This window comes from Rhodococcus sp. X156, from assembly GCF_004006015.1.
Taxonomy (GTDB): domain Bacteria; phylum Actinomycetota; class Actinomycetes; order Mycobacteriales; family Mycobacteriaceae; genus X156.
On sequence record NZ_CP034766.1, the window covers coordinates 932929 to 955693 of the forward strand.

Below are 22765 nucleotides of genomic sequence, written 5' to 3' on the forward strand. Positions count from 1 at the left end.
GAGTGCGTGCGGGATGCCGCTGGTGCGCGAGCCGCTGAGCCGGCAGCGGTCGGAGGAGCTCACCCGCGGCTTCAAGGCGCTGGCCGACCCGGTGCGCCTGCGGCTGCTCAGCCTGGTGGCCAGCCACGAGGGCGGGGAGGCGTGCGTCTGCGACATCTCCGCCAGCTTCGAGCTGAGCCAGCCGACCATCTCCCACCACCTCAAGGTGCTGCGCGAGGCGGGCCTGCTGGACTGCGAGCGCCGCGGCACCTGGGTCTACTACTGGGTGGTTCCCGCTGCGCTGCAGCAGCTCTCCAGCGTGCTCAGCCCCACCACCGGTGCCCCGGCTGCCGCTGCCGTGCCCGCATGAGCGCGCCCGTCCGCGAGCAGGAGACCGTGCTCGGCAAGCTGTCCGTGCTGGACCGCTTCCTGCCCGTGTGGATCGGCGTGGCCATGGTGGTGGGCCTGGTGCTGGGCACCAACGCCCCGGCCGTCACCGAGGCGGTGCAGAAGGTGCAGGTGGAGGGCATCTCGCTGCCCATCGCGCTGGGCCTGCTCATCATGATGTACCCGGTGCTGGCCAAGGTCCGCTACGACCGGCTGGGCTCGGTGACTGGCGACAAGAAGCTGCTGGTCAGCTCGCTCATCCTGAACTGGGTCCTCGGTCCGGCGCTGATGTTCGCCCTGGCCTGGCTGCTGCTGCCCGACCTGCCGGAGTACCGCACCGGGCTGATCATCGTGGGCCTGGCCCGCTGCATCGCCATGGTGATCATCTGGAACGACCTGGCCTGCGGGGACCGGGAGGCCGCGGCCGTCCTGGTGGCGATCAACTCGGTGTTCCAGGTGGTCATGTTCGCCGTGCTGGGCTGGTTCTACCTCTCGGTGCTGCCCGGCTGGCTGGGGCTGGACCAGACCACCATCGACGCCTCGCCGTGGGAGATCGCCCGGTCGGTGCTGATCTTCCTGGGCATCCCGCTGCTGGCCGGCTTCCTGTCGCGCCGGCTGGGGGAGCGGGTGCGGGGTCGGCAGTGGTACGAGGACACCTTCCTCCCGCGGATCGGGCCCTGGGCGCTGTACGGCCTGCTGTTCACCATCGTGGTGCTCTTCGCCCTGCAGGGCGAGCAGATCACCGACAACCCGTGGGACGTGGTGCGCATCGCGCTGCCGCTGCTGGTCTACTTCGCGGTGATGTGGAGCGGGGGCTACCTGTTCGGCGCGGCCGTCGGCCTCGGCTACGAGCGCACCACCACGCTGGCGTTCACCGCCGCGGGCAACAACTTCGAGCTGGCCATCGCGGTGGCGATCGCCACCTTCGGTGCCACCTCCGGGCAGGCGCTGGCGGGGGTGGTGGGCCCGCTCATCGAGGTGCCCGTGCTGGTGGCGCTGGTGTACGTCTCCCTGGCGCTGCGCACGCGCTTCCGGGAGCGTCCGGTCAGCGGCGCCGTCACGACCACGCAGGTCACGTCGTGAGCGGACGGCCGAGCGTGCTGTTCGTCTGCGTGCACAACGCCGGCCGCTCGCAGATGGCCGCTGGGTTCCTCACCGCGCTGGGCGGCGGCGCGGTGGAGGTGCGCTCCGCCGGCAGCGCCCCCGCCGACACGATCAACCCCGCCGCGGTGCAGGCGATGGCCGAGGTCGGTGTCGACATCTCCACCCAGGCACCGAAGGTGCTCACCCCGGACACCGTGCAGACCTCCGACGTGGTGATCACCATGGGCTGCGGCGATGCCTGCCCGGTGTTCCCCGGCGTGAGCTACCGCGACTGGGAGCTGGCTGACCCGGCCGGCCAGGGCGTCGAGGCCGTCCGTCCCATCCGCGACGAGATCCGCACCAAGGTGCAGGCGCTGCTGGCTGAGCTCGGCGTGGAGCACGCAGGCTGAGGTTGGACCTAGCGTGGAGAGATGACGACGCTCTCCGGCTCCCAGGTCACGCTGCGCCCAGCGACCACTGCGGACATTCCGGCGCTGGTCCCGATCCGCGAGACGCCCGAGGTGCACGAGCGGTGGCGGGGCGGGCCGGACCTGGCGGCGGCGGTGGCCGAGGACCTCGACGAGGCGGGCTCCACGCCCTACGTCGTCGAGCTGGACGGGCTGGTGGTCGGCTGGATCCAGTGGGGCGAGGAGGCCGAGCCGGACTACCGGCACGCGTCCATCGACGTCTACCTCGACCCGGCGGTGCACGGTCGCGGGGTGGGCACCGACGCGGTGCGGACCCTGGCCCGCCACCTCGTCGACGACCACGGCCACCACCGCATCGAGATCGACCCGGCGGCGGACAACGCCGCGGCCATCGCCTGCTACGCCAAGGTGGGCTTCCGCCCGGTGGGCACCCTGCGCCGCTCCGAGCGCGGCAACGACGGCAGCTGGCACGATGCCCTGCTGATGGACCTGCTGGCCGAGGAGCTCACCGACGGCTAGGCGCGCTCACGCCTGACCGAGGTCGGGGATGGTGATCGAGCCGTCCGCGGCCAGCGGGAAGCCGGGGTTGTGTGCGACCTCCCAGGCGTGCCCGTCCGGGTCGCAGAACACCCCGGCGTAGCCGCCGTAGAAGGTCTCCGCAGCCGGCCGGGTGACCCGTGCGCCCGCCGCGGCGGCGGCCGCCAGCACCTCCTCAACCTCCGGGCGCGAGCGCACGTTGTGCGCCAGGGCGATGCCGCCGAACCCACCCGGGCCCGCGTCGGGCAGCCCACAGTCGGCGGCGAGCTTGTCCCGGCTCCACAGCACCACGCCGATGCCCCCGGCCTGTAGGAACACCGTCTCCTGCACCTCCTGGCCGGTCCACCCCAGGGCGGCGTAGAAGTCGCGGGCCCGGGCCAGGTCGGTCACGCCGAGCGAGATCAGGCTGAGGCGTTGCTCCACCCGTCGCAACCTACCCACAGCCCCACCCCGGGGAAAGGGCTAGCGGCTGGTGGGTGCCTTGTCGCCCTTGCGCATGATCGGCAGTCGCTCCACCGCACCCGCGGCGGTGGCCAGTGCCTGGTCGGCGGGTCCGATGAGGTGGTTCATCCGGCGGTCGGTCCGCTCGTTGAGCACCTGGAGCGCGTCGCGGGAGCGGTCGAGCACGGTCAGGGGCAGTGCCGAGAGCACCTGACCCGGCGGGCGCCGGGACACCATCGGGTGCGGCCGGGTGGGCGAGGTGCGCCGCAGGGCCCACCACTGCCAGCCCTGCGCCCGCAGCTGCTGCGGCGTCATCAGCTCCTGCAGCCGGGGCAGGAGGCGATCCTCCTCGTCACGGACGTCCTGGTCCAGGACGGTGAAGGCCCGCTCCATCAGCGCGTGGCGGCCCGGGTCGCCGGGCTCGGAGCGGTCGAGCTCGGTCATCACCTCGTTCACCTCCTGGTGCTCCTCCTCGATCTCCAGGGTGAGCGGGTCGCCCTCGGGCAGCGCCTTCCTGGCTGCGGGGAACAGCACCGACTCCTCGGCGAACGCGTGGGTGAACACCAGTCGCGCCACCGCGCGCAGGACCTGCTCGTGCTCCAGTCCCCCCGCCGCCTCGGTCTCCCGCGCCCTGGTCATCAGGTGGTCCAGGCGCTCGTGGTCGGAGCGCTGGCGGGCGAGGATGCTGGTGGGCCCGCCCAGCTCCTCGATGCTCTGGTGCGCGATGGACGTGGTCATCGAACGTCTCCTCCAGTCGGTGGTGCGGCCGGGTCTGCGGTCACAGGATGGGTTGTCCGCCAGTCACGGCGACCCGGGCGCCGGAGACGTAGCTGGCCTCGTCGGAGGCGAGCATCACGTACACCGGGGCCACCTCGGCGGGCTGGCCGGGGCGGTTGAGCGGAACCTGGTTGCCGAACTCCGCCACCTGCTCCGGCGGCATGGTGGAGGGGATCAGCGGCGTCCAGATGGGGCCGGGAGCGACGCTGTTGGCCCGGATGCCCTTGCTGGCCAGCAGCTGGGCGAGCGCGGCGATCATGTTGGCGATGCCGGCCTTGGTCACGTCGTAGGGCATCAGGGTGGGCACCGGGTTGTCGGAGTTGACCGACGTCGTCCCGATGATGGAGGAACCGGGCTGCATGTGCGGCACCGACGCCTTGACCAAGTGGAACATCGCGCTGAGGTTGGTCGCGATGGTGTGGTCCCACTCCTCGTCGGGGATCTCCTCGACGGACTCGTGGGTCATCTGGAAGGCGGCGTTGCTCACCAGCACGTCCACCCGGCCGAGCTCCTCGACCGCCCGGGAGACCACTGCGCGACAGTGTGCGGGCTCGGCGAGGTCGCCCGGCACCAGGATTGCCCGGCGCCCGGCCGCCTCCACCCACTTGCGGGTGTCCTCGGCGTCCTCGTGCTCGTCGAGGTAGGAGATCACCACGTCGGCGCCCTCCCGGGCGTAGGCGATCGCCACGGCCTTGCCGATCCCGCTGTCCGCTCCGGTGATGACGGCGGCCTTGCCCTCCAGGCGACCCGAGCCGCGGTAGCTCTGCTCACCGTGATCGGCCCTGGGGGTGAGGTCCTGCTCGGTGCCCGGGGGCTGCTGCTGAGCTGGCTGGTTCATCGTGTCCTTCGGTGCTGGGTGGGGCCCTGCCGGCTCCGGGCCGGTCGCCACGCGGGGAAGCGGACGACCCGACCCGGAGCCGGGCAGGGCTGCTCAGGTGCCGGAGCGCCGGCTACTCGTCCGGCGTGAGCTTGTCCTTCACCTTGCTCACCACGTTCTGCGCCCCCTGCAGGTGCGCGCCGGCGGCGTCGCCGGTCTTGGGCGTGCCTGCGTTGCCGTCGTAGGTGACGAACAGCTTGGGGTCCGGCGGCGGCAGCATGCCGTCGTCCGCGCTCGGGGCAGGGTTGACCACGTAGTTGACGTCGGCATCACCGAGCATCGTGCGACCGTTGGCCCACATGCCCTCGTGGGCCTGGCTGTCGGGGTCGAAGCCGTAGTAGGTGCGGCCGGCCTCCTCGTTCTCGAACTCGGCGTTGCTGGTCTCGATCTCGCTCTCCACCAGGCCATCGGCGACGAGCTGCTCGATGCCGCGCAGCCACTGCTGCTGGTGGAAGGTGTCCCGGGCCAGGTTGAACGCCAGGGTCTGCTTCACCCCGTGGTCGTCGGTCATGTTGTAGAGGCGGCTGGTCATCACCCGGCTCTGCGCCTCGGCGGCCACGTTGGAGCGGAAGTCGGCCAGCAGGTTGCCGCTGGCGACGATGTAGCCGGCGTTCCACGGCACGCCCTGGCTGTCCCGGGGCAGGGCGTTGCCACCGCTGACGATGGCGTGCTGGGGGTTCATGCCGCCGATGACGGCGGCGAGCACGGGGTTGGCGGCGACGGACTTCTCCACGACCTCCGCGGGCGCACCCTCGAGGAGGCGGGCCAGCATCGTCGTGAGCATCTCGACGTGCCCGATCTCCTCGGTCGCGATGTCCATGATCATGTCCTTGTACTTGCCGGGCATCCGACAGGTGAAGCCCTGCCACAGGTACTGCATCATCACGGTCATCTCGCCGAACTGTCCGCCCAGGATCTCCTGGAACTTCATGGCGTAGAGGGCGTCGGCCTGCTCGGGCTTGCACTCGAACTGCAGTCCCTTGGTGTGGAGAAACATCAGCTACCTCCGAAAGGTGGTGCCTGGTGACGAGGACCTGTCCCTGCTGCGTCGCGAACGGCGCTGGACGAGCTCGGTGCTGAACCCGGAGACAGTGGGAAAGGTGCCCGGAGCTCAGCTGACCGCGGGGCCGGACGGAGAGCTGCCGCTGAGCTCGCCGAGGAAGTCGTGGCAGCGCGCGGCCCGCGCGGAGTCCTGCGACATCACTTCCTCGAAGAAGGACGCGATGTCCTCGCGCCCGGCGTTTCGGGCATCGCGGACGTACTGGCCGTAGTCGTGCCCGGCCTTGAGCGAGTGGTACTGGAGGGAGATCAGGTCGAACGACACGTCGTCGAAGCCAGTTTCACCGGTGGCCATGGGAGTTCGCCCTTCAGTGAGTGCTCTGCGGGAGCTGTTCACTGGCGCTCGGAGCCGGGAGCCGGGGTGCCCCTGGGGCGGGACCGCTGGACCGGGCGTCATCTGGCACGTGCGCGGCAGCCTGCTCGACCGCGACGTTGGGCTCGGGAACCACGCGGTGCGAACCGTGGCCGCCGGGCTGCCTCCTGTGTACCAGCGGCGGGCGGGCAGCGCTGGATGAGAACAGCGTGGTGCCCCCGTCGCGGGGACGGGGGCACCACGCTGTCGCCGACCAGTGTCCGGTCCTGCGCAAGGGGAAGGGCTCGCTCGAACCCTCCACTGTGCACCGACGAAGCTGGTCCACTGTGGAGGGCCGATGCGATCTGTGCCGGCTAGCCGGTGGTCTGCCGGGGAGCAGAGGCCGACTGGGTAGCCGTGGTGGTGCCCTTCTCCCGCGGCGGTCCGTGCCCGGCGCCGGTGCCGTCGGTCACCTCGACCTGGTCCTCCCACGGGACGCGGTACTGCTGTGCAGCCAGGTCGGTCATGTAGGTGTACGGGCAGTCGGTCGCACCGCCGCGCACGGCCACGTACCCACGGTGGCCCAGCTGGTAGATGTTGTTCTCCACTCCCCACCCGCGGCGAGCGGCGTCGGCGCGGGCGGGGACGACCTCACCGGTGACGATGCGGTCGGGGGTGTTGTCGCCCTGCTCGAGCACCACGCCGTCGACGTCGCAGATCATGGCCTCACCGATGGACCAGATCCCGGTGGCGTCGGCGCCGGCCAGCGCGACCGACGCCGTGTACGCCACGTTGGTGAAGGCGTTGACCTGGTTGGTGATGCGCCACTGGTGGCGGACCGGGTCGGTGTAGCCCGCCGTGCGCAGGATGACGTTGGCGCCCTTGTAGGCCGCCTCCCTGGCCATCTCCGGAAGCATCCCGTCGTGGCAGATGATCAGCGCGAGCGTGGAGCCGGCGGGTCCCTCGCAGACGGGTATGCCGAGGTTGCCCGGCTCCCACGGCTCCAGCGGCACCATGGGGTGCATCTTGCGGTAGTAGAGCGCGATCTCGCCGTCGGCGTTGACGATGATCCCGCTGTTGTAGGGCGCACCGTCGGGATTGCGCTCCATCAGCGAGAAGCAGCCCCAGACCGAGCTCTCCGCGCAGGCGGCGCGGAACAGCTGCACCTCGGGGCCGTCGAGCTCGCAGAGCATCTCCTCACGAGCCCACGACTGTGGGTTGAGCCCGTTGAGGCTGTACTCCGGGAAGACGAGCAGGTCCAGCGTGGGCAGGCCGGCCTTGGCGGAGCGCACCGTCGCGGCGATCTTCTCCGCGGTGCGCAGCAGGTCAGCCGGCTCGTCCACCACGGGGACCTGCTGCTGCACCAGGCCGAGCACCAGCGCCCCGGGTGAGGGGTTGAGCCCACCGAGGCCGGTCATGCGGCCACTCCCTCGGGCGTGCGGGCCAGCGTCGGCCACCGCTGCGCCCAGGGGGCAGCGGCCTCGAACGCGGCGGAGGCCCGCAGGACGCTGGCGTCGGCCAGGTGGCGCCCCACGATCTGCAGCCCGACCGGGAGCCCGGCGGAGGTGAAGCCCGCCGGCACGCTCGCCGCCGGCTGGCCGGTCATGTTGATCGGTGAGGTGAAGCCGAGCCAGGCGGTGGGCGGGACCATGCGCCCGTCCACCACCTCCGGGCCCTGCACGTGCACCGGGAACGCCGGCACGGTGAGGGTGGGGGTGAGCAGCAGGTCGTAGTCCGCCATGAAGCGCCACATGTGGTTCACCAGTCGTTTGCGGGCGGTGTCGGCGTCGGTGAGCTGCTCTGCGGTCCACGGCTTGCCCAGCAGCTCCACCAGGTGCGGCGACATCTCGTGGCCGTGCCGGCGCACCAGCTCCCGCATGCCGCTGAGGTCGGTGTCGGCCACCACCAGCGACCAGAACGCCTCAAAGGGGTCCTCCCAGCCGGGGTCGGCCTCGACCACCTCGCACCCCAGGTCGTCGGCGAACACCTGTGCGGCGCGCGCGGCGATCTCGCGAACCGCGGGGTCGACGGCGAGGTAGCCCCAGTCGGCGCTGAACGCGACGCGCAGACCCTTGATCCCGCCCCGCGGTGCCGTCAGCCAGCTGACGTCGTCGCACGGGATGGAGTGCCGGTCGCGGGGGTCCGGGCCGGCGAGGACCGACATCAACAAGGCTGCGTCGTCCACGGTGCGGGTGAGCGGACCGATGTGCTCGAGGCTCTCCCAGCTGGAGATGCCGGGGTATCGGTCGTCGCGGCAGCCCGGGTACAGCGGAACCCGGCCCATGGACGCCTTGAACCCGTACACCCCGCAGTGCGCAGCGGGGATGCGGATGGACCCGCCGCCGTCGCTGCCGAGCGCCAGTGGTGCCATGCCGGCCGCAACCGCCACGCCGGAGCCGGCGCTGGACCCGCCGGGTGTCATCGCCGGGTCCCACGGGTTGCGGGCGGTGGGCGACACCGGGCTGTGCCCGACGCCGCTGTAGCCGAGCTCCGGCACCGTCGTCTTGCCCAGGACCACCGCACCGGCGGCCTTGACGCGCTCCACCACGACGTCGTCCTCGTCGGGGATGAAGTCTCGGTAGGCGGGCGAGCCGCACCGGGTGGGGATGCCCTTGGTGGCGATGAGGTCCTTCACCGCGATCGGGACCCCGGCCAGCGGTCCGAGGGTCTCCCCGCGGGCCACTGCGTCGGCCACGGCCCGGGCCTGCTGGCGGGCCTGGTCGGCGGTCAGCTCGCAGAAGGCGTGCAGCTGGTCGTCGAGGGTGTGGATCTGGTCCAGGGCGGCCTCGGTCACGTCGACCGCGGAGACTTCTCCGGTGCGGATGAGCCGGGCGACCTCGGTCGCCGGCAGGGCGTGCAGCTCGTTCGGGTTCACGTCAGGCTCCTCGGTGGGGTGATGGTCACGCGGCCGGTACCGGCGCTGGTGCTGCGGTCTCCATGGTGGAGCTCCGGCCGCGGCTGAGCCCCTCGATGGCCAGGTAGGCCAGTCCGCCCAGCAGGATGCCGGCGATCGCCTCGCTCAGCTGCGGCGCCCACAGGTGCACGGCGTAGGCACCGGCGGCACCAATCACCCAGGCGGCGAACGGCTGCACGCGCAGCGTGCGCACGGCCCGGTTGCGGACCTTGCGCAGGACGAGCTGGTCGACGATGAGCACGGCGCCGATCGGTGGCACGAAGATGCCGAGCAGGTTGAGCCACTCGGAGAAGTGGCTCCAGACCCCGGCGAGGGCGGCGACCAGGCCGACGGCACCCAGCCCCAGGGTGAGCACCCGCATGCGGCCACCGCTGATCTGGCCCCAGCCCACCGCACCGTTGTAGAGGCAGTGGGTGCACACGGAGCCGAGGTTCACGAACACGAAGACGACGGCGAGCGAGGTGAGCACCGGGCCGTGGTCGGTGAGGATGGACAGGAAGTCGCCACCGTTGACCGCAGGGTCGATCGCGGCGCCGGCCGCCACGATGATCCCGCCCACCACCAGCGCGATGAAGTTGGCGACGGGGAAGGCGGAGAAGGCGGCCAGCACAGCCTCCTTGCCGGTGCGCGACCACCGGGTGAAGTCGGCGGTCATGGTCCCGGAGTCGGCGAAGGCGGCGATGACGATGGTGGCGGCCGCGCCGATGCTGAGCACGGTGGCGTCCGGGGCGCCGCCGGAGTAGGAGGTGATGCCGGACAAGCCCTGGTCGCGGGTGGCGAACCAGATCGCCAGCCCGCCGAGCACGACGAACAGCGGAGCGGCCACCAGGCCGATGATGGTGAGCGCCCGGATGCCGATGAAGGTGACTCCGATGTAGAGCACCCCGGCGAGCGCGATCATCGCGGTCTCGTTCCAGCCGAGCGCGGCGTTGAGGGTGGCCCCGGTGAGGCCGGTCTGGAAGGCGAACCAGCCGATCACCACGGTGGACAGGAAGCCGGCGGTGATGGTGGCACCCCTGGTGCCGAAGGTCTCCGCGGCGAGCAGGCCGAAGTTCTTGCCGGTCCGGCCGGCGGAGTAGCTGAGGGCGCCGACGTAGGCCATCAGCACCACGTTGCCCAGCACCATGGCGGCGAGACCCCGCCAGAAGCCGAGCCCGTAGACGATGGTGCCGCCGAAGATGGCGTTGGTGATGATCATGGGGAAGCCGAACCAGACGGCCGAGACCGAGCCGAGGGACCTGCGGTGGCTGGCGGGTACCGGCTCGTGCTCGAACTCCGACTCGAGGCCGTGCTCGACGGGTGGGGTGGTGGCGGTGCTAGTCATGGCGTGTCCTTCGGAGTGGAAGGGAGCAGGGGCGGAGAGGGAAGCGGGCTGGACTCAGAGCGCGGACAGCAGCTGCTCGGAGGTGGCGACGGCTCCGAAGACACCGCCCTGCATGGTGATCATGTTCAGGGCGGCCTCGTAGTTGTCCTTGTCGGTGGCGCCGGTGCAGTCGGAGAGCAGCAGGCACTCGAACCCGCGGTCGTTCGCCTCGCGCATGGTGGTGTGCACGCACACGTCGGTGGTGATGCCCGTGAGGATCAGGTGCGTGATGCCGCGCGTGCGCAGCACCAGCTCGAGGTCGGTGGCGTAGAAGGAGCCCTTGCCCGGCTTGTCGATGACGACCTCACCGTCCACCGGGGCGACCTCCGGAACGATCTGCCAGCCGACCTCGCCGCGGACCAGGATCCGCCCGCACGGGCCGGCGTCGCCGATCCCCGCCCCCATCTGCCGGGAGCGCCAGAGCTTGTTCGGTGGCAGGTCGGACAGGTCCGGTCGGTGTCCTTCTCGGGTGTGGATGACGAGCATCCCGGCGGCCCGAGCGGCGGCGAGCACCGTCTGGGTGGCGGGCAGCCCCGCCCGGGTCAGGGACAGGTCGTAGCCCATGGCGTCGACGTAGCCGCCCGGGCCGCAGAAGTCGACCTGCCAGTCGATGTTGACCAGGGCGGTGCGCTCGACGGACAGCTCGCCGTCGTACGGCCAGGCGTAGGGGTGTGCGGCGATCGTGGACATGGCAGCTCACAGTCGTGGGAGGAGAGAACGAGGACGTCGGCGCAGCCGTGTCGCGGTCGGCGGTGTCGGGGTCTGCGGCGTCGACTCGAGTGACGGTAGGGAGCACGCGTTTCGCGACGCGTACGTCCGTGTTACGGGCGCACACGTCCTCTCCGGATGCTGTTTACGGCTGGGTAAACCCGCTGGAGGCGGTGGCGGTGATGGTGGCCAGGACGGGGAAGTGGTCGGAGGCCTCGCGGTCGGCGGCAGGGGCCAGGGTGGTGCTGCTGACCCGCAGCCGGGGCGCCGCCCCGTCGCGGTGCAGCACACCGACGTGGTCGAGCACCTCCCGCACTCCCGGGTGCTGGGCGGCGGTGAGCGGGTTGCGGGTGGCGTCGAAGGTGGGCTCGTGGAGCTGGCCGTGGGTGAGCCCGCCCAGCACGCGGCACGCCTGTGCCCAGCGGCCGTCGGTGGCGCGGGCAGCCACGTTGAGGTCACCGGCCAGCACCACGGTGTGCTCCGGCGGGACGGTGGCGGTGACCAGCGCGCGCAGCTCGGCCAGCTGGGCCATCCGCACCTGGTGGGCGTCGCCGCGCTCGTCGGCCTGCAGGTGCGTGCCCGCCACCCAGGTTCCGGCGCCGGCCCCGCCCAGCGCCACCAGCACCACCCCCTTGTTCTCCAGCACCGACGAGGTGGTGCGGCGCTGCACGGCCCGGTAGACGTGCTGGTGGCACTGCTGCAGCGGCAGCCGGCTGAGCACGAACACCCCGCCGCCGACCAGCCGGCGCACCCCGCGCCGTCGGCCGCTCACCCCGGCCCACCGCCCACCGACGCCACCGAGGTAGGGAGAGCAGTGGTAGCCGGCCGAACGCAGCTGCGCCACCAGTGCGCGCGACGGTCGGTTGAACGCCTCGTTCAGCACCACCACGTCCGGGCTCGCGTCGAGGATCGCCTGCAGCGCCAGCTCGGCCCGGTGGCGTGACCCGCGCAGCCGCAGCTGCCAGAGGTTGAAGGTCATGACCAGCAGCGGGTCGTGCCCGGGCGCAGCAGTGCTCATCGGGATCCATGATCGTCGACCCGCCCCCTGGCGTGCGGGGGACTCGCTGGTGCAGAAAACTGGTGCGCACGAACGGGGCCGGTCGCGCCAGACCGGTCACCGCTGAGCAGGAGGGATGCACGCTCATGGCACACAGCTGGCACCGTCGGTCCGGGCTGAAGCAGATCCGCTGGACCCGGCAGGACGACACCGAGCCGATCGACGTGGGGCGGCGGGTCGGGCTGGGGGTCGCCAAGGGCCTGTTCGCCGGGGCCTGTGGGGTGGCGGTGATGACGCTGGGGGAGAAGGTGGAGCAGCGCCTCACCGGGCGGCCCGACTCCTACATGCCCGCGCACACCCTCGAGCGGCTGCTCGGCCGCCCGCAGAGCCCCGACTCCGAGCGGCACCTGATGAACCTGGGGATGCACACCGGGCAGGCCATCCTGCTCGGTGCCTGGCGCGGCGTCATGGCCGAGGGCGGGCTCCGGGGGCCGCGGGCGTCGGCAGCCTTCACCGTCATCCGGCTGTCGCTGGACCAGACCCTGGAGAACGTCACCGGCCAGGGTGCGCCACCGTGGACGTGGCCACGTCGGGAGCTGGTGGTGGACGTGCTGCACAAGGCGGTTTACGCATTTGTCACCGGAGCCGTGGCCGACGCGCTGGCGACGAATCCGCCGTCGTGGCAGGCCGCGCGCCAGCACTAGCCCGAATCGCCCGTGACTGATGTGTCCGATCGGCACAGGCGTTACGCATCGGAAACAAGGAGACACGGACAGGCAACACACCGTCACTAGGTTTCGCGGTCATGACGACGAGCAAGGGCGACACGGTCGCAACGGGTGGGGTGACGGCAGCGGGGCTGCCGCAGGGCTCGGACAAGATGCGCGAGACGCTGGAGGACTACACCCTCCGGTTCGCCCCGCGCAGCTATCGCCGCTGGAGCACCGGGGTGGTGGCCACGTCGGCCCTCGGGGGGATCGCCTACCTGGCCGACTTCTCGATCGGTGCGAACATCGGGATCTCCTACGGCACGGGCAACGCCCTGCTGGGGATCCTGGTGTTCGCGGTGGTCATCATGCTCAGCGGGCTGCCGCTGTCCTACTACGCGGCGCGGTACAACATCGACCTCGACCTGATCACCCGCGGCAGCGGGTTCGGCTACTACGGCTCGGTGGTCACCAACGTCATCTTCGCGACGTTCACCTTCATCTTCTTCGCCCTCGAGGGCTCGATCATGGCCCAGGGCCTGGAGCTGGGGCTGGGCATCCCACTGTGGCTGGGCTACGCGGTGTCCACCCTGATGGTCATCCCGCTCGTCATCTACGGGATGAACACGCTGGCCACGCTGCAGGTGTGGACCACGCCGCTGTGGCTGGTCCTGATGGTGGTGCCGGTGGGCTACCTCGTCATCCAGCACCCCGACTCGGTGGGGACCTTCCTGGCATACAGCGGGGAGAGCAACGAGGGCGTCAACTTCGGGTCCGTGATGCTGGCCGCCGGTGTCTGCCTCTCCCTCATCGCCCAGATCGCCGAGCAGATCGACTACCTGCGGTTCATGCCGCCCAAGACGCCGGAGAACTCCCGCCGGTGGTGGGCGGCGATGCTGCTGGCCGGACCGGGCTGGGTCATCTTCGGCGCCATCAAGCAGATCCTGGGCCTGTTCCTCGCGGTCTACCTCATCGCCAACGTCGCCGACGGCGCCGCCACGGCCAACCAGCCCGTCCACCAGTTCCTGGAGACCTACGAGAACATGGTCCCGCACTGGCTGGCGATGACCCTGGCCGTCGTGCTCGTGGTGATCAGCCAGATCAAGATCAACGTGACCAACGCCTACTCGGGCTCGCTGGCGTGGACCAACTCCTTCACCCGGGTGACCAAGACCTACCCCGGGCGCCTGGTGTTCGTGCTGTTCAACCTGGGCATCGCCCTGGTGCTGATGGAGGCGAACATGTTCGACTTCCTCAACACCATCCTGGGCTTCTACGCCAACTGCGGCATCGCCTGGGTGATCACCGTGGCGTCGGACATCGCCATCAACAAGTACCTGCTCAAGCTCTCGCCGATGGTCCCGGAGTTCCGGCGCGGGATGCTCTACAACGTCAACCCCGTCGGCTTCGTCTCCATGCTGCTCTCGGCGGGCATCTCCATCGCCGTCTTCTTCGGAGCGTTCGGCGACACCATCAAGCCGTACTCGCCGATCGTGGCCATCCTCATCGCCCTGGTCATGCCGCCGATCCTCGCGGTGGCCACCAAGGGCAAGTACTACCTGCGCCGCACCGACGACGGCATCGACCTGCCGATGTTCGACGAGCACGGCAACCCCTCCGGGGAGACGCTGCTCTGCCACCTCTCCGGCACCGAGTTCGAGCGCCCGGACATGATCGCCTCGGCGGTGCCCGGCCCGAACGGGGAGAAGCAGTACATCAGCTCGCTCATGCTCAGCACGGACAAGACTGGCGCACACGTGCTGCCGGAGCAGTCGAGCAGGACGAGTCCAGCGGTACGGTCCCAGGAATGAACCTCAGCCCGCGGGAGATCGACAAGCTGCACATCCACCTGGTGGCCGACCTGGCCCGCAAGCGCCGCGACCGCGGCGTCAAGCTGAACTACAGCGAGGCGGTCGGGTTGATCTGCGAAGCCATCGTGGAGGGTGCGCGGGACGGCAAGACCGTCGCCGAGTGCATGGAGCTGGGCAAGCACGTCGTCAGCAACGACGAGGTGATGCCCGGGGTGCGCGAGATGGCCGCCCTCATCCAGGTGGAGGCGACCTTTGTGGACGGGACCAAGCTGGTCTCCTGCCACGACCCGGTGGGGGCCTAGCTTGGCTGCTGCGGCCCCGGCCGTGGCCAGCGTCGTGCTGGTCGGCGGGCACGAGAGCGCGCACGGCCGTGACCTGCTCGGGCTGGTCCCCGGCGCGGTGGCGGTGCGGGCCGGCCGCGAGCTCGGGGCGGCGGTGCGGGCCGTCCTGCGCGAGAGCAGCGGGCCGGTGGTCGTGGTGCCGATGACCCTGGGCCGGGACCCGGCACTGGTGGCCGAGGCCGCCCGAGCCCTGCGGTGGCAGGGGGACGACGCGGACACCAGACGGTTGGCGCTGACCGAGCCGTTCGGCACCCCCGACCACCTGGTGGGCTGGTTGCGCGCCGCGGCCACCGGGGCCGCCGCGCGCTGGCCCGGCGACCGGGGTGCGCTGCTGGTGACGGCCGCGGCCAGCGGGCCGTTCGACGAGGCTGACCTGTTCCGGGTGGCCCGCCTGGTCCGCCAGCACGGACCACACCCCTGGGTGGAGGTGGCCCTGGCCGGCGGTGACCCGGACGTGACCGAGGGCCTGCGCCGGTGCGCGGTGCTGGGGGCCGGACGCGTCACCGTGGTGCCCGCGGCGTTCGGGCCGGCGCCCACCGCGGACGCGCCACCAGGAGTGCCGGTGCACGACGGCGGGCCGCTGCTGAGCACCGCCGCGGTGCAGGCGGTGGTGACGGCGCGCGTCACCGCGGCGCTGGACCACCTGGTGCTGGGCCACACCGGGATCGAGGCCGCCCTGCACGCCGAGCACGGCCACGGGTACGCCCACAGCCACGGCGCTGAACCCGCCCACAGCCACCACTAGCGACTCACCACCAGCGACTCACCACCAGCGACCCACGACCAAGGAGCTCACGACGATGTCAGCAGGTGCCAGGTATCTCTACGGCGAGGAGCCGGTGGAGATCAACGCCGGTCGGCGCACGGCCACGGTGCGGGTGAGCAACACCGGCGACCGCGCGGTGCAGGTGGGTTCGCACTACCACTTCTTCGAGGCCAACCGGGAGCTCGACTTCGACCGTGCCGCGGCCTACGGGATGCACCTGGACATCGCCTCCGGCACCGCGGTGCGCTTCGAGCCTGGTGACACCCGCGACGTGGCGCTGTGCAGCTACGGCGGCACCAGCCGGCTGATCGGCTTCAGCAACCTGGTGGACGGTGCGCTGGACAAGCCCGGCATCCGCGCCGCGGCGCTGCGACGAGCCGAGGCGCTGGGCTTCCTGGGTGCCTCCGACGGCGAGCTCGAGGCTGCGGAGGTGCAGCAGTGACCACGCTGCCGCGGCGCACCTACACCGACCTCTACGGCCCCACCGTGGGCGACCGCTTCCACCTGGCCGACACCAACCTCGTCGTGGAGGTGGAGCACGACCACAACCGCGGTGCCCACGGTGACGAGTCGGTGTACGGCGGCGGCAAGGCCATCCGCGACGGCATGGCGCAGGACCCGGCCGCCACCTCCGCCGCCGGAGCGCTGGACCTGGTGATCACCAACGTGGTGGTGCTCGACGCCGTGCTCGGGGTGGTCAAGGGCGACATCGGGATCCGGGACGGGCGCATCGTCGGCGTCGGCAAGTCCGGCAACCCGCAGGCCCAGGACGGGGTGCACCCGAACCTGCTGATCGGGCCGGGCACCGACGTCATCGCCGGTGAGCACCTCATCGCCACCGCCGGCGGCATCGACAGCCACATCCACTTCATCGCCCCGCAGCAGGTGGAGGAGGCGCTGTCCAACGGCATCACCACCCTCATCGGCGGCGGCACCGGGCCCAGCGACGGCTCCAAGGGCACCACCTGCACCCCGGGCCCGTGGAACATCTCCCGGATGCTGCAGGCGGTGGACGACCTGCCGGTGAACGTCGGGCTGCTGGGCAAGGGCAACGGCTCCCTGCCGGAGGCGCTGGAGGAGCAGGTCGTCGCCGGCGTCTGCGGGCTCAAGGTGCACGAGGACTGGGGCGCCACCCCGGCCACCATCGACACCGCGCTGAAGGTGGCCGACGCCTACGACGTGCAGGTGGCGCTGCACACCGACACCCTGAACGAGTCCGGGTTCTACGAGGACACCCTGGCCGCCATCGACGGCCGCGCCATCCACACCTTCCACACCGAGGGCGCCGGTGGCGGGCACGCGCCCGACATCATGCGGGTGGCGGGGGAGCGGCACGTGCTGCCCTCCTCCACCAACCCGACGCTGCCCTACACGGTGAACTCGGTGGACGAGCTGCTGGACATGGTGATGGTGTGCCACCACCTCAGCCACAACATCCCCGAGGATGTGTCCTTCGCCGACTCCCGGGTGCGGGCGGAGACCATCGCCGCCGAGACCGTGCTGCACGACGAGGGGGTCATCTCCATCATCTCCTCCGACTCCCAGGCCATGGGCCGGGTGGGGGAGTCGTGGACGCGGGCGTTCCAGACCGCCCACCACTGCAAGGACCAGCGCGGTCCGCTGCCGGAGGACACCGCGGCCGACGGCACCTCGCGCAACGACAACTTCCGGGTGCTGCGCTACGTGGCCAAGCTGACCATCAACCCCGCGCTGGTCACCGGGACCGCCGACCACATCGGGTCGCTGGAGCCGGGCAAGCTGGCCGACATCGTGCTGTGGCCGATCGACTCCTTCGGCGCCAAGCCGGCGCTGATCATCAAGGGCGGGATGATCTGCTGGTCGCAGATGGGCGACCCCAACGCGTCGCTGCCCACCCCGCAGCCGGTGTACTACCGACCGATGTTCGGCGCGCTGGGCAAGGCGGTGGCGCACACCCGCATCACCTTCACCTCTCAGGCGGCCCTGGACGCCGGCGTGCCGGAGCGGCTGGGGCTGACCAGCCGGGTGGTGGCCGTGCGCGGCTGCCGCACGGTGAGCAAGCAGGACATGGTGCGCAACAGCGGAACCCCGGTGATCGAGGTGGACCCGGAGACCTACCAGGTGACCCTGGACGGCGCCCCGGCCACCATCGAGCCGGCGCGCACGCTGCCGCTGAGCCAGCTCTTCTACCTGGTGTGAGCGACGTGAGCGACACCGGCACCGGCACGGGGCTGGGCTCCCTGCTGGTGAGCCTGCAGCTGACCGACTCGGCCTTCCCCAGCGGCTTCTACACGCTCTCCCACGGGCTGGAGGGCTTCGCCCAGGCGCGGGCGGTGGACGCCGCGGCGATGCCGGAGCTGCTGGCCGACGCCCTGCGCCACACCGTCGGTCCCGCCGACGCCACGGCGCTGGCCCTGGCCCACCGCGCGGCCGACACCGGCGACTGGGAGACCGTGGTGGCGGTGGACCAGCGCCTGCACGCCACCAAGCTCACCCGCGAGCTGCGGGTGGCGTGCACCCGCACCGGCGGCCAGGTGCTCGACGTCGCGCTGGCCTCCTTCGGCGGACCGATCCTGCAGCGGTACTCCGAGCTGGTCACCTCCCGCCGCACACCCGGCTGCCAGCCAGTGGCCGCCGGCGTGGCCTACGCGGGCACCGGGGTGCCGGTGGAGCACGCGGTGGCCTCGGACCTGTTCGCCTTCGCCACCAGCTTCGTGGGTGCGGCGCTGCGGCTGCGGCTCACCGACCACCGGGCCGCGCAGGCCGTGCTGCACCGCACCGCGGCGGTGATCGAGGAGGTCACCGCGGACGCGCTGCAGCGCGGGCTGGCCGACCTGGGCGGGTGCACCCCGATGTTCGACGTCATGTCCGGCCGGCACGAGCGGGCGGAGGCACGCATGTTCGCCACCTGATCCGCGCTCGAGCTCCCCACCCGCACCCCCACCACCCAGCAGAAGAAGGACCCCTCGATGGACAACGTGTTGAAGGTCGGCATCGGCGGCCCCGTGGGCACCGGCAAGACCGCCCTGATCGAGGCGCTCGTCCCGGTGCTCACCGCTCGTGGCCGCCGGCCGGCAGTGATCACCAACGACATCTACACCCAGGAGGACGCCCAGCACGTGCGCCGCACCCTCGCCGGCGTGCTCGACCCGGAGAAGGTGGTGGGCGTGGAGACCGGCGCGTGCCCGCACACCGCCGTGCGCGACGACCCGACGATGAACCTCGCCGCCGGCGCGGAGATGCTGCAGCGCTTCCCCGAGGTGGACACGCTGTTCTACGAGTCCGGCGGGGACAACCTGACCCTCACCTTCAGCCCGATCCTGGTGGACGTGTTCGTCTTCGTGCTGGACACCGGCGGCGGGGAGAAGATGCCCCGCAAGCGCGGCCCGGGCATCACCGACTCCGACCTGCTGGTGATCAACAAGATCGACATCGCCGAGCACGTGCGCACGAACCTGGACGTGATGGAGTCCGACGCCTACCGGGTGCGGGACAACCGGCCGGTGGCGCTGACCAACTGCCTCACCGGGCAGGGGCTGGAGCAGGTGGTGGCGTTCCTGGACGGCTACCGACGGGTGGCCGCGTGAGCCTGGCCCCCGAGCCGCTCGTGGTGGACCGCTTCGCCGCCGCCCACTACGCACCGCCGCAGATCCCGGTGGAGGTGCTGCGCCACACCGGCGTGCCGCAGACCCTGGGCGTGGGACGCCCGGGCAAGGTGGGGCTGCTGGAGCTGGGCTTCGAGGTGGTGGGCCCGCGCACCGAGCTGGTGCGGCACTACCAGAAGTCACCGCTGCAGATCATGCGCCCGCTGCACGTGGACCCGGGCCGGCCGGACCTGGCGGTGGTGTACCTGATGTCCACCGGCGGGGGCATCGTGCAGGCCGACCGGCTGCGCACCGACGTGGTGTGCGGCGCGGACACTGCGGTGCACCTGACCACCCAAGCCGCCACCAAGGTGCACCGGGCCGACGCCGACTTCGCCACCCAGCAGGTGAACCTGACCGTGGGTGCCGGCGGGTACCTGGAGCACCTGCCCGACCCGGTGATCCCGTTCGCCGGCGCGCGGCTGCACCAGCGCACCGTGGTCACCGTCGATCCCACTGCCACGGTGCTGCTCAGCGACACGCTGGTGGGTGGACGCCTGGCCCGCGGGGAGTGCCACGCCTACGACGTGGTGGCCACCGACCTGGAGGTGCGCCGCCCCGACGGCCAGCTGCTGGCGGTGGACACCGTGCGCCTGGAGCCCGGGCGTGCGGACGTGCGCGGCCCCGGCGTGCTGGCCGGGCACATGCTGATGGCCTCGTTCTACGTGGTGAGCCCGCTGGCCCCGGCCACCGACATCGCCGACGTGCTGCACGCCGCGCTGGCCGAGCACCCCGTGCAGCACGGGGTGAGCGTGCTGCCGCAGGACAGCGGCGCCTGGGCGCGGGTGCTCGGCAGCGACCCGCCGGCGGTGGCGGCAGCCATGGCGGCCGCGTGGGACGCGGTGCGCCGCTGCCTGATCGGGGTGCCCGCCCCACCGCTGCGCAAGGTGTAGGGCAGGGCTACGCCGGGGACCAGCGCGGGTCGCGGCCGGACAGCCCGAGCAGCTGGTCCATGGCCGGCGCGCTCGGCGGCACCGGTACCGGGTCGGCGAACATCTTGCCCTCGCCCTGGTAGTCGGGGCTGAGCATGCTCGGGGCGAACGCCACGATCTGGGCCGCGGCCGCCTCCGGAGGCGCCCACGGCTGTCCGGTGGCCCGCGCCAGGTCCCAGCCGTGCACCAGGTACTCCCAGAGGATCATGCCCAGCGCCATCTCCCCGGGCATGGCGTCGTCGCCGAGGTACAGCGGCTGCTCGGCGGCACCGGCCTGCAGCGATGCCACCAGCTGGTCGGAAGCGGCGCGCACCGCGGTCACGTGGTCGACGCTCGCACCGGGATCGGCCGGCGCCGCCTGCGCGCGGTTGTCGGGGTGGGCGAAGCCGTCGGCGAAGTTGCTCAGCCAGGCCAGCACGTGCTGGCGCAGCTGGGCCACGTCCATCTCGGTGCACGGGGTGGGATTGTGCAGCTGGCCGGGTCCGATGGTGGCGACGACGGTGCCGAGGTCATCGAGCACGGTGTCCAGCAGGGCGGTGGTGTGCTGCGTGGAAGAGGTCATGACCTCCACGGTAGAACCGCGCTGACCAGCACCGATTGAACAAAAGCGTCACCCGGCCGGGCTAGGGTCGCGGACGTGGTGAGGGAACCAGAGCCGGTGGAGCGGGACAGCCGCGGCATCCTCGACCCGTGGCTGCTGCGGCAGCGGGTGCGGCTCACCCGATACCCGGTGCAGCCAGAGCTGCTCGGGCTGGTCGACCGCTTCTGGGCGGTGCAGTGGGACCTGCCGGCCGGACAGGTGCACGCCCAGCAGGTGCTTACCCACCCTGGCGCCAACCTCTCGGTGGGCCATGCCGACGGGCGCAGCAGCAGCGCGGGCTCGGTGGTGGCGGAGTGCGCCGGGGTGTCCACCGGCCTGACCACCCGCACGCTCACCGGGCGCGGGTGGACCGTGGCCGCCCTGACCACCCCCGGCGGTCTGGGCGCCTTCCTGGACGCCGATGCCGCCACGCTGACTGATCGCACGGTGCCACTGGGGGCGGCGATCGGCGTGGACACCGACGCACTCGTGGCGCAGGTGTCCGGCGCCGCCGACGAGGCGGCCCGGGTGGGGGTGCTGACCCGGGCGCTGGTCGCAGCCGTGCGTCCCTCGCGGGCCGGCACGGCTCGGGAGGTGGCTCGGCTGGCCCGGGTGGCGGAGACCGACCGCACGGTGCGGGGGCTGGCGGACCTGTGCACGCGGGCTGCAGTCGGTCCGCGGACCCTGCAGCGCAAGTTCCTGCGCCACGCCGGGGTTCCGCCGACGTGGGTGCTCCGTCGCTACCGCCTGCTCGACGCCGCGGAGGCGGTGCGCGACGGCCGGCAGGTGGTGTGGGCGGAGGTGGCGGTGGAGATGGGCTACGCCGACCAGGCGCACCTGATCCGGGACTTCCGGGCGGCGCTGGGACAGACGCCCGCGGCGTACGCGCAGGCGCAGGCACGCCGGGCGGAGCGGGGCTAGGGCCTGGCTGACGGCTGCCGGTTCCGTGCCTGCGGTCGCGTCACCCGAACAGTTTGGCCCGCAAGCGGTTCGCATACAGTCAGGTGGTGCCCCAGCGGCACCTGAGCGGGGAAAGTTCGTGGTGGCAACACTCTGCCGAGAGGGGGCTGGACGGTGGGATCATCGGACTTGCTGGGTCTGACGACCTCGCTGACGGCCTCCACGCTCGTCGTCGCGCTCGTTGCCGGACTCATGCCGCGACTTGTCGGTGAGGAACCGAATCCCGTGGTGGGCATACGCACCAAGGCGACGATGTCGAGCCCCGAGGCGTGGCAGCTGGGCCATCAGGTTGCGCGGCCGCTTCTGCGCCGGACGGTGTGGACCGCCGGAGCGGGATTGTGCGTGCAGGTCGTGCTCGGTGTGGTGACCGGTTTCGGATCAGTGGTGTCGGCTGTCGCTGCACCATCGGTGTTTCTCGCAGTGTTCACCGTCCTGCTCTGTGCGGCGTTGAAGGGCAACGCCGCGGCGAAGTCGCTGCAGCGTTGATCCGGTCGTTCCCGGAGCTCCGGGTCGTGCTCGAAGTCGACGGGTTCGCCACCGTGGCGAGACGGTAGGGGCGCACCAGGCCGGGATGCCGGGTGGGCGAGGGTCGGCGGCGAGGTGCCGCAGCCGGGCGTACCTTGGCGCGGGCGCAACCCGACAGGCAAGGACGAGCCCATGCCAGTGAACACCCGGATCACCGGTGCGGTGGTCGCCCTCGCCGCGACGGCAGGGCTGGGAGCGACGGGGTGCGGAGCCGACGGCTCGTCCCCCGTGACGACCCCCTCGCCACCGCCTGCCACGACCCCGCCGGCCACGACCCCGCCTGCTGCCTCCCCGTCGGGCACCTCACCGCCGCTGGCAGCACCGCCGCCGGGGACCACGGTGTACGTGGTGCCGACTGGCTCCACCTACACCGAGTACGTGCCCTACCCGAGCTACCCCGGCTACGGCGGCTATCCCACCTATGGAAGCTCGTACTCCGACGCCGACTTCCTGGCTCGGATGCGCGCAAGGGACATCGTCACGCCCGACGACGCGGTGCAGGTGGTCGGCGCTCGCGGCGTGTGCCAGGGGCTGTCCCAGGGCAGCGGGCTGACAGCGGCGGCCAACGAGCTGATGGATCCGCCGTACGACTACTCCGCGGTGCTGGCCGGGTACTTCGCCGGCGAGGCAGTCAGGGTCTACTGCCCGCAGTACACCTACCTGCTGACCCCCTGAGGG

Annotated in this window: 26 protein-coding genes and 1 pseudogene; 16 read left to right on the plus strand and 11 right to left on the minus strand. The window is 71.5% G+C overall.

Annotated features, from left to right (window positions below; genetic code table 11):
• The first annotated feature begins 13 nt into the window (after positions 1–13).
• The 4 genes from ELX43_RS04430 to ELX43_RS04445 are packed head-to-tail and all read left to right on the plus strand — an operon-like array spanning position 14 to position 2396.
• Positions 14–349, plus strand: a complete 336-nt coding sequence (locus ELX43_RS04430) for a metalloregulator ArsR/SmtB family transcription factor (protein ID WP_127784674.1) — start codon at positions 14–16, stop codon at positions 347–349.
• Positions 346–1449 (plus strand): ACR3 family arsenite efflux transporter, encoded by a 1104-nt coding sequence (arsB, locus tag ELX43_RS04435; protein WP_127782306.1) that lies wholly within the window; start codon positions 346–348, stop codon positions 1447–1449. Before ELX43_RS04430 ends, arsB begins: the two co-directional genes overlap by 4 nt.
• Complete coding sequence (locus ELX43_RS04440; protein ID WP_127782307.1) at positions 1446–1859, plus strand: arsenate reductase ArsC; 414 nt, start codon at positions 1446–1448, stop codon at positions 1857–1859. The genes arsB and ELX43_RS04440 overlap by 4 nt, the downstream gene beginning before the upstream one ends.
• Positions 1860–1880: 21 nt before the next feature.
• Positions 1881–2396 carry a GNAT family protein gene (locus ELX43_RS04445; protein WP_127782308.1) on the plus strand — a complete coding sequence of 172 codons (516 nt, stop codon included), beginning with the start codon at positions 1881–1883 and terminating at the stop codon, positions 2394–2396.
• Between the two features lie 6 nt (positions 2397–2402).
• Here ELX43_RS04445 and ELX43_RS04450 read toward each other — a convergent pair whose 3' ends face one another.
• The 10 genes from ELX43_RS04450 to ELX43_RS04495 all read right to left on the minus strand — a co-directional run bounded on the left by ELX43_RS04450 (position 2403) and on the right by ELX43_RS04495 (position 11863).
• Entirely contained in the window at positions 2403–2837 is a 435-nt protein-coding gene (locus ELX43_RS04450) for a VOC family protein (protein ID WP_127782309.1), read from the minus strand.
• 39 nt (positions 2838–2876) lie between these two features.
• Positions 2877–3593, minus strand: coding sequence for a hemerythrin domain-containing protein (locus tag ELX43_RS18165; protein ID WP_127782310.1), 717 nt, complete (start codon positions 3591–3593; stop codon positions 2877–2879).
• A gap of 40 nt (positions 3594–3633) precedes the next feature.
• Positions 3634–4470 (minus strand): SDR family oxidoreductase, encoded by an 837-nt coding sequence (locus ELX43_RS04460; RefSeq protein ID WP_127782311.1) that lies wholly within the window; start codon positions 4468–4470, stop codon positions 3634–3636.
• Between the two features lie 112 nt (positions 4471–4582).
• Positions 4583–5506 (minus strand): manganese catalase family protein, encoded by a 924-nt coding sequence (locus tag ELX43_RS04465; RefSeq protein ID WP_127782312.1) that lies wholly within the window; start codon positions 5504–5506, stop codon positions 4583–4585.
• Positions 5507–5620: 114 nt separating this feature from the next.
• Positions 5621–5863 (minus strand): acyl carrier protein, encoded by a 243-nt coding sequence (locus tag ELX43_RS04470; RefSeq protein WP_127782313.1) that lies wholly within the window; start codon positions 5861–5863, stop codon positions 5621–5623.
• A 371-nt stretch (positions 5864–6234) separates the two neighbouring features.
• Complete coding sequence (locus ELX43_RS04475) at positions 6235–7278, minus strand: formamidase (protein ID WP_127782314.1); 1044 nt, start codon at positions 7276–7278, stop codon at positions 6235–6237.
• Complete coding sequence (locus tag ELX43_RS04480) at positions 7275–8735, minus strand: amidase family protein (RefSeq protein ID WP_206518107.1); 1461 nt, start codon at positions 8733–8735, stop codon at positions 7275–7277. Before ELX43_RS04480 ends, ELX43_RS04475 begins: the two co-directional genes overlap by 4 nt.
• 25 nt (positions 8736–8760) lie before the next feature.
• The gene (locus ELX43_RS04485) at positions 8761–10098 is read right to left on the minus strand and encodes a cytosine permease (RefSeq protein WP_127782315.1); all 1338 of its coding nucleotides are present in this window, start codon (positions 10096–10098) and stop codon (positions 8761–8763) included.
• A gap of 54 nt (positions 10099–10152) precedes the next feature.
• Positions 10153–10827, minus strand: coding sequence for an isochorismatase family cysteine hydrolase (locus ELX43_RS04490; RefSeq protein ID WP_127782316.1), 675 nt, complete (start codon positions 10825–10827; stop codon positions 10153–10155).
• 163 nt (positions 10828–10990) lie between these two features.
• The gene (locus tag ELX43_RS04495; protein WP_127782317.1) at positions 10991–11863 is read right to left on the minus strand and encodes an endonuclease/exonuclease/phosphatase family protein; all 873 of its coding nucleotides are present in this window, start codon (positions 11861–11863) and stop codon (positions 10991–10993) included.
• A gap of 125 nt (positions 11864–11988) precedes the next feature.
• On the opposite strand from ELX43_RS04495, the gene ELX43_RS04500 reads away from it, so the two are divergent.
• From ELX43_RS04500 to ELX43_RS04540, 9 genes and pseudogenes are all read left to right on the plus strand, one after another.
• Entirely contained in the window at positions 11989–12546 is a 558-nt protein-coding gene (locus ELX43_RS04500; RefSeq protein WP_241249782.1) for a hypothetical protein, read from the plus strand.
• 176 nt (positions 12547–12722) lie between these two features.
• Positions 12723–14360, plus strand: a pseudogene (locus tag ELX43_RS04505) (hypothetical protein); the annotation flags it as partial.
• Positions 14357–14662: an urease subunit gamma gene (locus ELX43_RS04510; RefSeq protein WP_127782318.1), complete on the plus strand. Its 306-nt coding sequence runs from the start codon at positions 14357–14359 to the stop codon at positions 14660–14662. The pseudogene ELX43_RS04505 and the gene ELX43_RS04510, both read left to right, overlap by 4 nt.
• 1 nt (position 14663) lies before the next feature.
• Positions 14664–15446: a hypothetical protein gene (locus ELX43_RS04515; RefSeq protein ID WP_127782319.1), complete on the plus strand. Its 783-nt coding sequence runs from the start codon at positions 14664–14666 to the stop codon at positions 15444–15446.
• Positions 15447–15501: 55 nt separating this feature from the next.
• Positions 15502–15909, plus strand: coding sequence for an urease subunit beta (locus ELX43_RS04520; RefSeq protein WP_127782320.1), 408 nt, complete (start codon positions 15502–15504; stop codon positions 15907–15909).
• Positions 15906–17645, plus strand: coding sequence for an urease subunit alpha (ureC, locus tag ELX43_RS04525; RefSeq protein WP_127782321.1), 1740 nt, complete (start codon positions 15906–15908; stop codon positions 17643–17645). Before ELX43_RS04520 ends, ureC begins: the two co-directional genes overlap by 4 nt.
• Before the next feature lie 5 nt (positions 17646–17650).
• Positions 17651–18358: an urease accessory UreF family protein gene (locus tag ELX43_RS04530; protein ID WP_241249783.1), complete on the plus strand. Its 708-nt coding sequence runs from the start codon at positions 17651–17653 to the stop codon at positions 18356–18358.
• A 57-nt stretch (positions 18359–18415) separates the two neighbouring features.
• On the plus strand, positions 18416–19033 hold the full coding sequence (ureG, locus tag ELX43_RS04535) for an urease accessory protein UreG (RefSeq protein WP_127782323.1): 618 nt from the start codon (positions 18416–18418) through the stop codon (positions 19031–19033).
• On the plus strand, positions 19030–19983 hold the full coding sequence (locus ELX43_RS04540) for an urease accessory protein UreD (protein ID WP_241249784.1): 954 nt from the start codon (positions 19030–19032) through the stop codon (positions 19981–19983). The genes ureG and ELX43_RS04540 overlap by 4 nt, the downstream gene beginning before the upstream one ends.
• A 7-nt stretch (positions 19984–19990) precedes the next feature.
• Here ELX43_RS04540 and ELX43_RS04545 read toward each other — a convergent pair whose 3' ends face one another.
• Complete coding sequence (locus tag ELX43_RS04545) at positions 19991–20584, minus strand: TIGR03086 family metal-binding protein (RefSeq protein ID WP_127782324.1); 594 nt, start codon at positions 20582–20584, stop codon at positions 19991–19993.
• 75 nt (positions 20585–20659) lie between these two features.
• Here ELX43_RS04545 and ELX43_RS04550 point away from each other — a divergent pair, with 75 nt between their 5' ends.
• The 3 genes from ELX43_RS04550 (at position 20660) to ELX43_RS04560 (ending at position 22762) form a co-directional block, all read left to right on the plus strand.
• On the plus strand, positions 20660–21523 hold the full coding sequence (locus tag ELX43_RS04550; RefSeq protein ID WP_127782325.1) for a helix-turn-helix domain-containing protein: 864 nt from the start codon (positions 20660–20662) through the stop codon (positions 21521–21523).
• Positions 21524–21676: 153 nt separating this feature from the next.
• Positions 21677–22048: an SdpI family protein gene (locus tag ELX43_RS04555; RefSeq protein WP_127782326.1), complete on the plus strand. Its 372-nt coding sequence runs from the start codon at positions 21677–21679 to the stop codon at positions 22046–22048.
• 171 nt (positions 22049–22219) lie between these two features.
• Complete coding sequence (locus ELX43_RS04560; protein ID WP_127782327.1) at positions 22220–22762, plus strand: DUF732 domain-containing protein; 543 nt, start codon at positions 22220–22222, stop codon at positions 22760–22762.
• Positions 22763–22765 lie beyond the last annotated feature (3 nt).

Bases quoted from the DNA above. Each gene is read 5' to 3' on its own strand.
- ELX43_RS04430 (WP_127784674.1), top strand. From the start codon at position 14: ATGCCGCTGGTGCGCGAGCCGCTGAGCCGGCAGCGGTCGGAGGAGCTC.
- arsB (WP_127782306.1), top strand. From the start codon at position 346: ATGAGCGCGCCCGTCCGCGAGCAGGAGACCGTGCTCGGCAAGCTGTCC.
- ELX43_RS04445 (WP_127782308.1), top strand. From the start codon at position 1,881: ATGACGACGCTCTCCGGCTCCCAGGTCACGCTGCGCCCAGCGACCACT.
- ELX43_RS18165 (WP_127782310.1), bottom strand. From the start codon at position 3,593: ATGACCACGTCCATCGCGCACCAGAGCATCGAGGAGCTGGGCGGGCCC.
- ELX43_RS04460 (WP_127782311.1), bottom strand. From the start codon at position 4,470: ATGAACCAGCCAGCTCAGCAGCAGCCCCCGGGCACCGAGCAGGACCTC.
- ELX43_RS04465 (WP_127782312.1), bottom strand. From the start codon at position 5,506: ATGTTTCTCCACACCAAGGGACTGCAGTTCGAGTGCAAGCCCGAGCAG.
- ELX43_RS04470 (WP_127782313.1), bottom strand. From the start codon at position 5,863: ATGGCCACCGGTGAAACTGGCTTCGACGACGTGTCGTTCGACCTGATC.
- ELX43_RS04475 (WP_127782314.1), bottom strand. From the start codon at position 7,278: ATGACCGGCCTCGGTGGGCTCAACCCCTCACCCGGGGCGCTGGTGCTC.
- ELX43_RS04485 (WP_127782315.1), bottom strand. From the start codon at position 10,098: ATGACTAGCACCGCCACCACCCCACCCGTCGAGCACGGCCTCGAGTCG.
- ELX43_RS04490 (WP_127782316.1), bottom strand. From the start codon at position 10,827: ATGTCCACGATCGCCGCACACCCCTACGCCTGGCCGTACGACGGCGAG.
- ELX43_RS04495 (WP_127782317.1), bottom strand. From the start codon at position 11,863: ATGAGCACTGCTGCGCCCGGGCACGACCCGCTGCTGGTCATGACCTTC.
- ELX43_RS04500 (WP_241249782.1), top strand. From the start codon at position 11,989: ATGGCACACAGCTGGCACCGTCGGTCCGGGCTGAAGCAGATCCGCTGG.
- ELX43_RS04510 (WP_127782318.1), top strand. From the start codon at position 14,357: ATGAACCTCAGCCCGCGGGAGATCGACAAGCTGCACATCCACCTGGTG.
- ELX43_RS04520 (WP_127782320.1), top strand. From the start codon at position 15,502: ATGTCAGCAGGTGCCAGGTATCTCTACGGCGAGGAGCCGGTGGAGATC.
- ureG (WP_127782323.1), top strand. From the start codon at position 18,416: ATGGACAACGTGTTGAAGGTCGGCATCGGCGGCCCCGTGGGCACCGGC.
- ELX43_RS04545 (WP_127782324.1), bottom strand. From the start codon at position 20,584: ATGACCTCTTCCACGCAGCACACCACCGCCCTGCTGGACACCGTGCTC.
- ELX43_RS04560 (WP_127782327.1), top strand. From the start codon at position 22,220: ATGCCAGTGAACACCCGGATCACCGGTGCGGTGGTCGCCCTCGCCGCG.